This window comes from Candidatus Desulfosporosinus nitrosoreducens (assembly GCF_030954495.1).
In the GTDB taxonomy this organism is placed as follows: domain Bacteria; phylum Bacillota; class Desulfitobacteriia; order Desulfitobacteriales; family Desulfitobacteriaceae; genus Desulfosporosinus; species Desulfosporosinus nitrosoreducens.
This window is the reverse complement of sequence record NZ_JAVHUW010000082.1, coordinates 170,088-182,971: the sequence shown is the minus strand read 5'-3', so window position 1 is coordinate 182,971 and position 12,884 is coordinate 170,088. Positions and strand designations below refer to the sequence as shown.

Genomic DNA, 12,884 nt, shown 5'->3' with positions numbered 1-12,884 from the left:
ATATAGTAAAACGATAGGAGTGTAAAACATATGAGCAAGCCCTCACTTCTGGTCATGGACATGCAGAATGGAATCGTATCCCGTTTTCAAGCCAATCCTGAATTGTTGCTCCCGTTTCAAAAATCAGTGGAAACAGCGCGGCGCTACAACATCCCGGTCATCTTCGTACGGGTTGCTTTTAGTGAAGGATACCCGGAGGTAAGTCCCAAAAACAAGTCTTTCTCGCAAATTGCTCAATTTGGCGGCATGACAGTATCGGATCATGTAACTCAAATCCATGAATCGGTACAACCAATGAATGGTGAACCGGTCGTTACGAAGTATCGGGTTAGCGCCTTCGCCGGAAGCAATTTGGAAGTTATCCTTCGGGCGAAACAAATTGACACTTTAATTCTCACCGGCATTGCCACGAGCGGAGTCGTGTTGTCAACCCTGCGGGAAGCAGCGGACAAGGATTTTACAATCAAAGTGCTTTCGGACGCCTGCATTGATGCTGATCCTGAAGTTCATCGCGTGCTCATGGAGAAGGTCTTCCCTCGTCAGGCGGATGTGCTGACCGTCGACGATTGGATCGGCGGATTAGACTCAATGACCAAGGAGTGAACCAATCATGACAGGTGGCAACCCATTCTCTTGGAGGTTCGTGGCGCCTCTGTACATGGGGTCCACGCTTAATCCCGTCAACAGCTCGATGATTGCCACTGCGCTCGTACCCATCGCTGCCTATATGCATGTTTCAGTAGCTCAAACCACAATTCTGGTGACGGCGCTTTATCTGGCCTGCTCGATCGCACAGCCCACCGCCGGAAAGCTTTCAGCGGAATTCGGGCCCCGCCGGGTATTTCTGGCTGGAATTCTTATGGTACTTTGGGGAGGTTTGTTGGGTGGGTTTGGACGTGACTTGACTATGCTGGCCGTAGCGCGAATTCTCATAGGCATTGGCACGTCCACCGCCTATCCGTCCGCTATGCTCCTTATTCGCCGGCGTGCAGAATCCGCCGGGATGTCCAAGCCGCCGGGATGTAGACATCCTTCATCTGTTTTTTAAAGTCCGAAACGGTAAAACTTTGTTTTGCCTTAGTCCTGCTCATGAGCCTGCCAGCACTTATCTTACTTAATTATATTAACGATTCTTAAAGTGCTTAATTTTGTCACTTTTATATAATTTATATAAACTATTTAAAATCCCTTTTAAACAAAAATACTATTGAGCTAATTTACTCATTTCCTATACTATACAACTCTTTAATATCCCAGCTTGTTCCATATTTGCTGTCATTGAGTATAATGCCTTGGTCCAATAAATTGTTTCTTAATTTATCAGCAACTTCATAGTTTTTATCAGCTTTTGAATTAGCTCTTTGCAGAATTATATCTTCAATGTCCTCTGCAGAAATTCCTAATATCTTTAAATGCTTATTCCTAAGTTCATCGACAAATTCTTGCGGATTCTCGTTCAATAACCCGATTACTGAAAATACTTGAACTAACTTGTCTTTAATCTGAGATAGTGTCATAGAAATATCCTCTTTAGCAAATTTCTTGTTAATAATTAGTGAGTTAATATACTTGCAAATAGAGAATAAGTCCGAGATAGCTGTGGTAGTATTGAAATCGTCATCCATCGAGTCATTAAAGCTCTTTTGAATATTTTCAACAATTGAAGGTTCAATAGCCTTTCCGTTACTATTGTCATTGCTTTTCAGGAATTCATTTATTTTTAACAGAGTATTATAAAAGTAGTAAAGTTGCTTTTCAGCTAATGAAAATACTTTTTCATTCAAATCTATAGCGGTAGAATAATGTTTTTCAAGCATTGCATATCTAATTACTTCAGCATTATATTTCTCAAGAGCTTGCTTAATTGTCATTGAATTGCCAAGTGATTTGCTCATTTTTTGTCCATTAATTGTAATCAAGCCATTGTGAATCCAATATTTTGTATATGGTTTCCCTGTAAAGGCTTCACTTTGAGCAATTTCATTCTCGTGATGGGGAAAAATCAAATCCTTGCCACCACCATGTATATCTATGCTTTCTCCTAATGTGTCAATTACCATAGTTGAGCATTCAATATGCCAGCCTGGTCTACCTTTTCCCCATGGACTTTCCCAATATATTTCTCCAACTTTAGCAGATTTCCATAGTGCAAAGTCAATTGGACTTTTTTTACCTTCTTCTACATCTTTTCTAACGCCATTTAATAGCTCTTCAGTATTCCTGTTAGATAATTTCCCATACTCCTTAAAACTGCTTACAGAGAAATAAACATCTCCTCTTTCTGTGGCATAGGCATGACCTTTCTTGATTAAACCATCAATAAAATCTATAATCTTCTCTATATAATCCGATGCCTTGGGCTTTATATCTGCATCAATAACTCCCAGCGTTGATAAATCCAACTCTGCTTCTTCTATCTTTTTTTGTGAATAGGTTAATGCATTTATTCCTTCTGAATTAGCCCTTGCAATAATTTTGTCATCTACATCGGTATAATTTCTTACATAAGTTACATCATATCCTCTATGCCTTAAATACTGACTGATTACATCAAAAACAATCGCTTGCCGTGCGTGTCCAATATGGCAATCATCATATACAGTTATACCGCAAGCGTACATTTTTACTTTATTACTTTCAATGGGTACAAACTCTTCCTTTTCTCTACTATAAGCATTATATATCTTCATAAACCTAACTCCTTGAAAACATTATTTTTATTGCCGATACGTACTGTCAAACAAGTACGTACTATCTTTAACAAATGGTATATTATGTTAGAATACAAGTCAAGTTTTGGAGCATTACATCTATTGCTTTCACTAACCTCTATCCTTCAGTGTCCGGCACATAAAAAAAGCCACCCCATTGTGGGAGGCTCCCCAAAAAAGCTGGCTCCAACTTTATGCACCCGTGGGGTTCATTTTTCCAGAAATTCCAAACAGATCTATAGGGATTACTCCAAGGCCCGGGAGTCCTCCAGCAGGTTTTTCTGCCCAAGGTGCTCTTGATTATTAACTATTCAAGGAGCCATTCCTGTAATGTGCTGGTAACCCTAACCACCTGCACAAAACAGCATAAACTAGCTATTATATAACCTGTAATAATAAAAAGGTTTTTCTTCCGATTCGCCTGAATTGAGGATCATTCTTTCCTTGATTTTATTAAAGCCACACCTTTCAACAACCTTCTGTGATGCGGAATTATCCGGTTCAACTATAGCAATCAGATAATCAAGCTTTACATTATCAAATGCCCATTTTGTCATAGCTTTTGCGGCTTCACTCATATATCCTTGATTACTATACTCTTCGGAAATGAAGTACGCTATTTCCACCTCATTGTCTACTTCTACCTTATTGCCAATTCCAACCATCCCTATAACTTTACCGTCCTTTTCAAGTGTAACCGCGAGCATAATTCTTACGTTATCTTTAGTCCACTGGGAATACCGTTTTTCTTTTTGGCTAATCCAACGTTCAATGTCATCTAATGATGTTTCCCAGTCAGGCATCCATTTAAGAATGTATGGTTGATTACAAATTTTATACAATTGATTTGCATCATCCGGACTGAATTGCCTTATCTTAAGTCTTTTGGTGGAAATATAAATGCCCATTCTTAAGCTCCCTTATCTTGTTTATATGATAATTCAATTTTTGCCATGCTGGCTTCCGAACTAATAATATACCTTCCACATCTTTCCTTTATTTCCTCCCAAGATCGCGAAAATAATCCTAAGCGTAACAAATTCCAACTGAAGCGAATTTGCTGAAAAGGTCTAAGTCAACAGGCCCTAAATCACCCTATCTCCATTACCTGCTCCCCGCCCCTCCCGATCTACTTCATATTTCCGTCGTCAATCCTCGCGATAACAAGTCACAGGACCACCCGTTGAACGGGTGATCCTGTGACTTGTTGATATCCCCATAAGTATATCACTTGAATCTTCGCTGTCTGTTTTATTTTGGGTAGTATTTACGTGACCGTTTCCACCCGCCTTGAACGATCAAAAAAGATGCCGTTTGAACCTGGTGAGGCCTTGATGCAAATTAACCAAGTCCTAATAATACGTTAGTTTTCATGATAACGCATATATATGCTTCTCGGTAAAAAGCCCATACTCTCCCAAAATTTGATACCTGTTTTGTTCCATGATAGAACTTCAATATCCAAAGCCTTTTCACCTAATTCTTTCATTAGCTCAGTAAAAAAGGACTTTCCGCATCCCTTTCTCCTATATTCACGACATATGAAGAATTGTCTCAAATACTTAGGAGTAGAAGAAATTCGTACTAAAGCATATCCAATCACATTGTTATCTGCTTTATAGAAATAGGCATTATAATCTCCGCTGATGAATTCTTGCATTCGCTTTGCTAATTCATCTGTGTTCATGGGATTATCGTGTTTTTCATCTTCGATCAATTTCTTGTTCAGGATAGCGAGTTGCCTGGTATCATCTAATGTGCATTTGTATATATACATAATGCCTCCTTTAAATATTCTTTGCCAAAAGACAAACAGTCTCCATGTTCCCCGTATTAATGGTTACTTGGCGCTAGCTTGCAATATCCTATAGCATGGATAAGCCAAGGATTTTAAAAGAAACTGTTTTATTTGTAATTACCCATCATCGCCCACAAAGCTTTATAAATACATCCTCATGGTGGGCATATTCCGGATGCATTTTTTACTTTTCATCCTTTCAATGCTCTACCTTCTCCTAATATCTTACTATGGCGAATAAAAGTTTAAAAGATGTGCGGGAGAGAGGAACGTGTTTTAACATTGGCATTGTCTACAGATTGCCGTATCTTAAGCGAACATCAAAAATGATGGATAAAATGGCAGCATCCATAAATGATAGCATCACTGAGTTTTTAGCAAAAGATGAAAATAAAAATGTTTTTAAGAATATATCCTTTAACAAGGATTACTCGGAATTAAACGTCAAGGTAGACGCTGAACATTATGCTCCTCTCAATGAGATCAGCTTAATCGGCCTTCAGCTTTTTGGTTCAATATATCAGACCTTTAATGGCACAGAAAAAAAGGCAGTTAAAACAAACATTATCAATTATTCCAATGGAACAGTGATCAAAACTTCAACATCTCCTGAAAATTAGCCTTAAAAGTAGAATAGACCCTGTAAATATAAAAGCCCCTCTTTCATTTTAAGATGAGAGAGAGGCTTTTAATGATTTATGCTGTTTGTTGAATTGTTTGTGGGTTTTCACTCAACCCGCTCTCCAAATCTCCCTCACCACGCAAGCCGGGGGTGAATTGGTATCTACGGATGTGCCGGAAATGATGTTGAACTAACCGGGCGCGTAAAGACTAAATGCCTATACTTTTTCTATAATTCGTAATATGTGCTAAGTGATGATTTCCATGCCAAGCATATAACCCAATTGCCTTTTTAATATTTAAATCTCCATCCTCTGGATGGCGAAATTGACGATTAAGTTCAGTGCTTGACAATGACCTCAGTAAAACAGCCCATCTTTTATGTAGGGTTTCGACAAGATTCAGAGAAACCTCGACCGGTAAGGTTCGAGCGTCTTCAAGCTCTGCCCATAAAGCTTCGTTATACGACTTTATTATAGGAGTATCCTCAGTCAAAGCGAGTTTGAATCTAATATAACCATTCATATGACTATCTGCTATATGATGAACAACTTGCCGAATCGTCCATCCCCCCGGTCTGTATGAAGAATTCAGTTGTTCCTCTTTTAAATCTTTAACGGAATCAACAAGTAACTGTGGCACAGCCTCAATTTGAGCAATCAGCTTTTCAACCTGATCCAGACTAACATCTTCTGACATTTTAAATTGACCGATAGGATACCTGAGATTATCCATTTCTCAACACTTCCCTCTATAACTTTTCTTTAATTGCATCTAAAGTTCAAAATGCCAGTCGTAAGTATCGCCTGGTACATACGGGTTAGTAAGTAGAACTTTTCTTAACATAACATTCATTCCGACCTTTAATTATGATATTAAACAATTCAGTTTGGGTAATCACTGTAAGGAATTCCCTCCCCAAAACTCTGAAGCATTTCAAGCCCCCCAGCTCTCCCGGCGTGGCAGTAACATTGGCATCTCAATATATCTTACTAATTCCACTTCTATCCTTTATTTCCTGCAATAAGAATGCAAAAAGAGCGCCGGGATTTAGCATCATCTAATTTTTCTCCAGGATTACTTTCAATTGATAGTATGCTGTTTTTATAAGTGGATTACCTGGGTCAATAATATCAGCCGCGACATAAAGGCTCTTTCATCCCTTTATCTTTAATTTGAGTCCCTAAAAAAGGGCATAAATTAATTAAAACCTATTGTAACTGACGTAACGTCAGGTTGTACAATTTACATGTCGACAAATAAAACGTATTAAACGAGGTGAAAGGATGTCAAAGACCACTTGGAAAATTGGTGAGCTTGCAAGCCAGTGTGGAATTACAGTAAGAACACTGCACCATTATCACCAAATAGGTCTGCTAGTGCCCTCTGAATATACCGAAGCCGGGCATAGACTTTACACAAAGTCTGATTTATCAAAACTTCAGCAGATATTGTCTCTCAAGCAACTGGGGCTTTCATTAGAGGATATCCATGACTTCATTGAAGATCCGAGCTATAATCCAATGCTCGTAGTTCAAGCTCAGCTTGAAATCATAAACGAGCAGATAAAGTTAAAGGAAAAGCTACGCCATGAGCTTGAGCAGATCCAAGCGCTGCTGTCATTGAACAATGATATCAGTGCAGACCAATTACTAAAAATATTGGAGTTGATCCGAATGAATGAAAATAATTATCTAACACCGGAGTTGGTCGAAAAGTTGAAAGCTTTTCACGACAATCTTACGGCAGACCAAAAATCAAGGCTGAAAATGCAGCTGCCACTTGTTAATGAAGCACAAATACAAGCCTTAAAGAAAATGATCTTAAAGCGGCAGGACATGTAGCAGAATCAAAACAGTGTGAAACGAGAGCGGGTATGTCCGCAGTAGCTAAGACTGGAATCCCAAGCAACTAATGGGAAGGCATCGGTTGCGGTTCTATAGAGTTCATTTTCAAGTAAAACTAAAAACCTGTTCCAAATTCGAATGCGCATTCGAATTTGGAACAGGCCTGCCATTCACACTTATCTCTCCAGGCATCACTTTTCTCCTTGCTCACTTTCCCCAATTCCGCCAGCTTGAACTCCGTAGTGAAGTTGCGTATGGTAATCTTCTGATAGATTGCCTGCTTGGACATTGTGGCCCAACGCATCCGTAAAAAGGTCTTCATCGGGGCAGACCAAAAGATGAGTTTGCCCCAGTAGGCGCATTTTTCATACTCGGGCTTGATTTCACCGACCTCTGTGCACACGCCCGCTGCCGTAGCAGCGAGATGACGAAAATGGCGAGTTGCTTCATGTCTGCCTTGTTGTTCCCGCCCACATTGATGCCGCGCAAGAGGGCGATGTAGGTATACATCTATTACCCTCTTTCCCGAATCGGCGCTGTACAAAAGACTGAAGCAGGGGCAAAATATTAAAAATAACCAGATATTGTTTGGGGAAATTCCCCTTTATAAATCAGGGAATATTCTCTATCTACTTTGCCTCGGATAACATCTTTGTTAGTATTGGGCCCGGAAATGTCTAAATAAATTGGTTTATTCCATCCGCACGCAGGGTCCTGGCATTGGACGTAGCCCCCGTCGTAAATCAAGATATCTCCGCATAAGGGACAAGTGTTTTTATAATCTATCATAGTCATCACCTCATTTTCTGTACGTATCCGCTAAGCAAAAATGATTTTTTCCTGCACTTTTAAGAGAATATTTAAATTTTAGCATAAAGTTCTTAATAAATTTTGAAAATCATCTGAGTAATATCTAAAGATTTAGTGATAATTTTATCAACTCTTGCTCAAAAACACTCCGGTAGAATTAAAAGACCCTAACTACTATTCCTTTATTTTAAGGTCACTATTTTCAGCTCAGGATACTTTTCAACCGGGGATTGTGACGACTCGTTGCTTTACCCTATGACTCCATTAGTCTAAACCTATTTACAGATGACATCATTTCTTCTGTGGATCTATTTAGAATAGATGCGGAATTTGCTACTTCGTTTGTGGAAGTGCTTAGTACTTCAGAAGTAGCTGCTATCTCTTCTGACGCAGCGCTAACTTCCTCTGCCAGCACAGCTGTATTGCTTACTTTCTCGGTTATTTTCTCCTTTTCTTCATCTAAATCTGAAACTGACATGGTTACCCCGTTAATTTCCGGTATAATCAGTTCCACAGCCGTAATAATCTGTTTAAAGGAATCTAAGGATGTTGCCATTTCATTTGATTGTTCAACTAATTTATGATTCATTGTGTTCGTCATAGTAATTATTTCAGAAGTATCATTTTCAATATCTGAAGTTAGACCAGTTATGTTATTGGTTGCTTCCTTGCTTTGCTCTGCTAATTTTCTTATCTCCTCAGCCACAACTGAAAAACCTTTACCTTGCGCGCCGGCTCTTGCTGCTTCGATGGCTGCATTTAAAGCGAGTAGGTTTGTTTGTTCTGAAATACTATTAATATAATTTGTAATGTCATTAATCTTTCTTAATTTAACACCTAAGGTATTCATCTTTCCTGTAAATGCCCGGAATGAATTAATCAACTCAGTTAGGGATGCAATTAAAAACTCTAACTTTACGTCACTTTGATTAGCCATGCTATTGATAGTTTGGGAATTAAGATCGATGGCTTTTATAGCCTTTACTATAGTTTGCAGCCGTTTGGCAAACTCTTGGAGTTTAGAACTAATCTCAATGAGTTCTTCCGACTGAGATTCATTTGATTTTGTAACTTCCCTAACAGATAAGGTGACATTTTCTGAAGAGGTCGCCACTTCTTCTGACACAGCCAGCAAATTCTTTGTTTGTGCGTTTACGCTATTCGCAGCATCTTTTACGCTTTTGATCATATCTGATACATTTAGGATCGTTTTTTCCAAAGACGAATTCATTAAGCCAAACTCATTCTTATCGTTGGAAGTTAATTTTACAGTCAAGTCGCCTGCGGCAATCTGCTGTAAGTTCGTTATTATTTCCTTCGAAGATTTATTAATAACTAAAATGATTATGTAGGCAATTACGGTAAATATGGCTAGTGCTAAAACAAAGATAATTAATAGAAGTTTTTCACTGGCGCTATTGGCGGTAGCACATATTTCCTTATCGTTTAAGGCAAGCTGTTCTTCATAAGTTTGCAAATCTGACAAACTCGTTTCGATTTTGTTTTCTTGCTCTGTTATTTTAGTCATGTCTAAGGTTAAATTATTAGTGTCGGCATTATCCCAGATATTATTTGAAAAGTAATTTAAGGCTGTTGTAACATCATTGAAATCCTTAGTTTCCCGTTCATCCATTTTGGTTTTGGCAAAATCCGCGAGATATTTATTAATGTTATCTCTATAAGGTTTAATTTTGGCCGCCAAGTCATTGGATTTGGAGATTTCTGATGATAGAGATTCAATTTTTATCTGCCAAAAATTCGTTCTTATGTTTCCAATGTCAGCAATCGGAATAAGGTATTCCGAATACATTTCATTGATCTGACTGTCTAAAGCTTTCATATTAAAATATCCAAAGGCCCCCACGAGTAGAGTGGATATGATTGCTGCTACGGCTAGAGAAGTCACTAAATTTTTAAGCTTGATTTTTTTCAATTGATTGATCACAGTAAAACCTCCGTACTCTATAATTTTTAGTAATTAATTTCTTACTTTGTAACCTAGAAATAGCCAACGAAATCAGTAGAGCATCCTCTATTTGTAGTATCTTAATCCCTGAAAGCTAATTCCAATACTCCGGAAAATATGTAGGGGAATTTTTCTTACACTTATGCATGGCATGGTTTAGCCAATCCTGAGAGGTTACATCTTGAGTTACATTTTGAGCAACATTAGCCTGTTGTTGTAATCCATTTTCATATTGACTAAATCTCCAAACTAAATCTTTTGAGTAAAATGAGTTAGCCGCATTTCTCCTTTCGATGTGCTCCATAATTAAAGGCAAGTATTATTGAAAGACATACTAGGTAAGGAATAAAATACTTCGTGTTTACTTAATCTCTCTTTCTTCAATTCATTTATCCGCTGACTAATCCGCTCCAAGACTCCCGTTTCTGCAAGCGGTGAGTTAAGAGCGGCTAAGTCCCTGGATAAGTGCAACTAAGATTCAGCTGGAGTTAAAACTCCACCTGAATCAAGTCTTCTTTAGCGGAGGACAATGTAATTATAAAATTAGTAGTTGAATCTGGCCTGAGGAATTACTGAAAGATTACTGAAAAGCATGGTTCTCCAACTAAGAAGAGACCAAGAAGTTATTGCTTTTTCCCTATGTTGATAAAGCCCAAGTTGTAGAGCCGAATGTTGATATGCCTGCTGAAAATAAAAGACCATCTTTTAGCCGGAAATCAGCCTTTGAGCAAAAGAATTATTCAAAGGTAAAATTAAACAGCCGGTCCCAGATTCGAATGCGCATTCGAATCTGGGACCGGCCTGCCTAAAAAGCGCCGGTAAGGACAATTTTACCCGTCTGGAACTTAATCATCAACGATGCCCCATCGTAGTTCTTAAATACTTATTCCGTTTGAATAAGTTAGCGGTTTTTTTATAATAATACACTATAAAAATACAAGGAGGAAAATAATGGTGAAATGGTTTTTTAGGACAATAATTTTGGTCCTGCTGCTGATTTCTATTACTGGATGTTCCAAGGAACCTCAAGTTCAACCAACAACACTCTCCTCAACAGGAACATCTCAATTAACGGATGGGCACCCAGCGGAAACATCAACACAACCAGGAAATAAGGAAACTATCGTTGCTGCTGAAACTAAAATTAATAATTTCCTCACTAAAACTTACCCCGGCGATTGGAACGTTGCGGGAACAACCTTAAGTAAAGGGACTTACACCGAAAATGGCAATTATAAGATAGTTGATGGTCTCGAAAATCAGTTTACAGGAACGATGGGTGTATCGATTTTTGTTGGTAATCAAAGGATTTCAACCAGCGTAAAACAAGGCGCATCAAGAGTTCTAAATTATCCCACTCCGGCTGCGGTCGGAAAAGTGATGGCAAGCGGGGCCTCCGCTAGTACGCTCAGCAGCGGTTATTTAAATGTCTATATACCTCTAAAGTCAGATGGAAAAACTATAGCTGTTCTTACAGTTTCAACACCTGAATCCTAATTTATAACAACATTTATCACAAAACAATGTCCAAAATCCCTCTTAATTCAGCGGAGTCTATTTCGCTGCTGCAAATCTTCATAGAGGATGTCTTGTGCATCCTCAATCAGTTTGTTTATAAGCTTGCGGCCAGTCATGGCAGCTCCAACAGGTTGGTTTTACTCCTACATACGTATGACAGGATACGCAGAACTGATCTGATTGACTTTTCGACGGATCTGTATGGCATTTCAGGCATGTATTGAGGCTAATTTCAAAGGACTGACCTTGACTATTCACATACACGGTTTTGCCTTGACGGACCATTTCGTCTCTCCACTTCAGAAGCAATTGCATGTGATTAGCTCTCATCCATTCCGCCGGTTCAACACATTGTTTATTCGCAAGTTTTAGAATACCCGGTGTATTTAGATTTATTAAAGGTCCTTTATCTGTTTTTCCCCACTCATAAATAACAGGTATTGATAAAATAGCTATAAATACAATAAGACCTAATATTATTCTACTATATTTATTCATCCATTACCTCCACAAACTGCCGCTCTAGAGCACTGTACAGATTAAACTTTACTAAATTAAAAATTTATCTCAGTTATATTATTTTCTCAAAGTGATATTTATATGTAATTCAACATGTTCCCGCTGGTTCGGAAGAGTTCTTTATTCTAAATCAAACTACAAAACAATTCCCCTCATAAATAAGAGTGGTTTCTCACTCTTATTTATGAGGGGAATTGTTTGCTTAAAAACCGCCTCAAATTCATAAGTTTTTCATAACTTATTGATAAAATTTTCGTATTAGATTTGTTATGCTTCCCAAAGCGAGTCTAAGTAGAGAGTTTAATTCACCGGCAACTCACCTTGTTAGGAAAGATTGCTGATAATTGATCTTTCACTGTATAATAATTAAGAGTTTCTTTAAGTTAGGAGTGAGGCAATCTATGAAAATTTTACTGGTTGATGACGAAAAGAAAATCACTTCCGTACTCAAGGCCTACCTGCAGCAAGAAGGATTTCAAGTCAGTACGGCCTTGAACGGTTTAATCGCTTTAACCATGTTTAAGGAGAATTCTTATGACCTTGTCATTCTGGATTTAATGTTACCCGGTATGTCCGGGACAGAAATATGCCGTGAAATTCGCAAACTCTCTTCTGTTCCTATTATTATGCTCACTGCCAAAGTCGAAGAAGAGGATCGCATTCAAGGTCTGAGTATCGGTGCGGACGATTACATCACAAAGCCCTTCAGTCCGCGTGAAGTGGTTGCCCGTGTCCGGGCAGTTCTGCGCCGGGCCAATAATGACACGTCACCCCTGGCGGACGTCATTTCTTATGACAACGGTCTAACGATAGATAATATTCAACATGAGACCCGGCTTAATGATCAAGTAGTTCCGTTAACCCCTACTGAATTTAAAATCCTTGGAGTATTAGCTAAGCACCCCGGACGAGTTTACTCTCGAGGCCAGCTGGTTGAAATTGTCCAGGGCCACGACTTTGAAGGCGATGACCGGGTCATTGATGCCCACATCAAAAAAATACGCCAAAAAATCGAAGCCACTCCGAGTGATCCGCAAATTATCATGACGGTTTATGGGGTCGGCTACAAATTCAATCCAAGTGCGGGAGGATGA

At 38.7% G+C, this 12,884-nt stretch carries 14 protein-coding genes; 6 read left to right on the top strand and 8 right to left on the bottom strand.

What is annotated here, in order from left to right:
• The first annotated feature begins 30 nt into the window (after positions 1-30).
• On the top strand, positions 31-603 hold the full coding sequence (locus REC12_RS23620) for a cysteine hydrolase family protein (RefSeq protein WP_308898462.1): 573 nt from the start codon (positions 31-33) through the stop codon (positions 601-603).
• A gap of 55 nt (positions 604-658) precedes the next feature.
• A complete protein-coding gene (locus REC12_RS23615) occupies positions 659-1,048 on the top strand; it encodes an MFS transporter (RefSeq protein ID WP_510167184.1) in 390 nt (129 codons plus the stop codon).
• A gap of 169 nt (positions 1,049-1,217) precedes the next feature.
• On the opposite strand, the gene cysS is transcribed toward REC12_RS23615, so the two are convergent.
• The 3 genes from cysS to REC12_RS23600 form a co-directional block, all read right to left on the bottom strand.
• Positions 1,218-2,690: a cysteine--tRNA ligase gene (cysS, locus tag REC12_RS23610; protein ID WP_308898460.1), complete on the bottom strand. Its 1,473-nt coding sequence runs from the start codon at positions 2,688-2,690 to the stop codon at positions 1,218-1,220.
• Between the two features lie 392 nt (positions 2,691-3,082).
• On the bottom strand, positions 3,083-3,619 hold the full coding sequence (locus REC12_RS23605) for a GNAT family N-acetyltransferase (RefSeq protein WP_308898459.1): 537 nt from the start codon (positions 3,617-3,619) through the stop codon (positions 3,083-3,085).
• Between the two features lie 455 nt (positions 3,620-4,074).
• A complete protein-coding gene (locus REC12_RS23600) occupies positions 4,075-4,488 on the bottom strand; it encodes a GNAT family N-acetyltransferase (protein WP_308898458.1) in 414 nt (137 codons plus the stop codon).
• Positions 4,489-4,835: 347 nt separating this feature from the next.
• Here REC12_RS23600 and REC12_RS23595 point away from each other — a divergent pair, with 347 nt between their 5' ends.
• Positions 4,836-5,129, top strand: coding sequence for a hypothetical protein (locus REC12_RS23595; RefSeq protein WP_308898457.1), 294 nt, complete (start codon positions 4,836-4,838; stop codon positions 5,127-5,129).
• 211 nt (positions 5,130-5,340) lie between these two features.
• Here the strand turns inward: REC12_RS23595 and REC12_RS23590 are convergent, their stop codons facing one another.
• The gene (locus tag REC12_RS23590; RefSeq protein WP_308898456.1) at positions 5,341-5,865 is read right to left on the bottom strand and encodes a YfiT family bacillithiol transferase; all 525 of its coding nucleotides are present in this window, start codon (positions 5,863-5,865) and stop codon (positions 5,341-5,343) included.
• A gap of 551 nt (positions 5,866-6,416) precedes the next feature.
• On the opposite strand from REC12_RS23590, the gene REC12_RS23585 reads away from it, so the two are divergent.
• Positions 6,417-6,974 (top strand): MerR family transcriptional regulator, encoded by a 558-nt coding sequence (locus REC12_RS23585; RefSeq protein WP_308898455.1) that lies wholly within the window; start codon positions 6,417-6,419, stop codon positions 6,972-6,974.
• A 118-nt stretch (positions 6,975-7,092) separates the two neighbouring features.
• Here the strand turns inward: REC12_RS23585 and REC12_RS23580 are convergent, their stop codons facing one another.
• The 3 genes from REC12_RS23580 to REC12_RS23575 all read right to left on the bottom strand — a co-directional run bounded on the left by REC12_RS23580 (position 7,093) and on the right by REC12_RS23575 (position 9,732).
• The gene (locus tag REC12_RS23580; protein ID WP_308898454.1) at positions 7,093-7,380 is read right to left on the bottom strand and encodes a hypothetical protein; all 288 of its coding nucleotides are present in this window, start codon (positions 7,378-7,380) and stop codon (positions 7,093-7,095) included.
• Positions 7,296-7,487: a DUF1697 domain-containing protein gene (locus REC12_RS26570; RefSeq protein WP_374214246.1), complete on the bottom strand. Its 192-nt coding sequence runs from the start codon at positions 7,485-7,487 to the stop codon at positions 7,296-7,298. The genes REC12_RS23580 and REC12_RS26570 overlap by 85 nt, the downstream gene beginning before the upstream one ends.
• A 553-nt stretch (positions 7,488-8,040) precedes the next feature.
• Complete coding sequence (locus REC12_RS23575; protein WP_308898452.1) at positions 8,041-9,732, bottom strand: methyl-accepting chemotaxis protein; 1,692 nt, start codon at positions 9,730-9,732, stop codon at positions 8,041-8,043.
• Between the two features lie 972 nt (positions 9,733-10,704).
• On the opposite strand from REC12_RS23575, the gene REC12_RS23570 reads away from it, so the two are divergent.
• Entirely contained in the window at positions 10,705-11,250 is a 546-nt protein-coding gene (locus REC12_RS23570; protein ID WP_308898451.1) for a cache domain-containing protein, read from the top strand.
• Between the two features lie 102 nt (positions 11,251-11,352).
• Here the strand turns inward: REC12_RS23570 and dsrJ are convergent, their stop codons facing one another.
• Complete coding sequence (gene dsrJ, locus REC12_RS23565; RefSeq protein WP_308898450.1) at positions 11,353-11,769, bottom strand: sulfate reduction electron transfer complex DsrMKJOP subunit DsrJ; 417 nt, start codon at positions 11,767-11,769, stop codon at positions 11,353-11,355.
• 422 nt (positions 11,770-12,191) lie between these two features.
• On the opposite strand from dsrJ, the gene REC12_RS23560 reads away from it, so the two are divergent.
• A complete protein-coding gene (locus REC12_RS23560) occupies positions 12,192-12,884 on the top strand; it encodes a response regulator (protein WP_308898448.1) in 693 nt (230 codons plus the stop codon).

Excerpts from the sequence above, each read along its gene's own strand:
- REC12_RS23620 (WP_308898462.1), top strand. The coding sequence starts at position 31 with ATGAGCAAGCCCTCACTTCTGGTCATGGACATGCAGAATGGAATCGTA.
- REC12_RS23615 (WP_510167184.1), top strand. The coding sequence starts at position 659 with ATGGGGTCCACGCTTAATCCCGTCAACAGCTCGATGATTGCCACTGCG.
- cysS (WP_308898460.1), bottom strand. The coding sequence starts at position 2,690 with ATGAAGATATATAATGCTTATAGTAGAGAAAAGGAAGAGTTTGTACCC.
- REC12_RS23605 (WP_308898459.1), bottom strand. The coding sequence starts at position 3,619 with ATGGGCATTTATATTTCCACCAAAAGACTTAAGATAAGGCAATTCAGT.
- REC12_RS23600 (WP_308898458.1), bottom strand. The coding sequence starts at position 4,488 with ATGTATATATACAAATGCACATTAGATGATACCAGGCAACTCGCTATC.
- REC12_RS23595 (WP_308898457.1), top strand. The coding sequence starts at position 4,836 with ATGATGGATAAAATGGCAGCATCCATAAATGATAGCATCACTGAGTTT.
- REC12_RS23590 (WP_308898456.1), bottom strand. The coding sequence starts at position 5,865 with ATGGATAATCTCAGGTATCCTATCGGTCAATTTAAAATGTCAGAAGAT.
- REC12_RS23585 (WP_308898455.1), top strand. The coding sequence starts at position 6,417 with ATGTCAAAGACCACTTGGAAAATTGGTGAGCTTGCAAGCCAGTGTGGA.
- REC12_RS26570 (WP_374214246.1), bottom strand. The coding sequence starts at position 7,487 with ATGTATACCTACATCGCCCTCTTGCGCGGCATCAATGTGGGCGGGAAC.
- REC12_RS23570 (WP_308898451.1), top strand. The coding sequence starts at position 10,705 with ATGGTGAAATGGTTTTTTAGGACAATAATTTTGGTCCTGCTGCTGATT.
- dsrJ (WP_308898450.1), bottom strand. The coding sequence starts at position 11,769 with ATGAATAAATATAGTAGAATAATATTAGGTCTTATTGTATTTATAGCT.
- REC12_RS23560 (WP_308898448.1), top strand. The coding sequence starts at position 12,192 with ATGAAAATTTTACTGGTTGATGACGAAAAGAAAATCACTTCCGTACTC.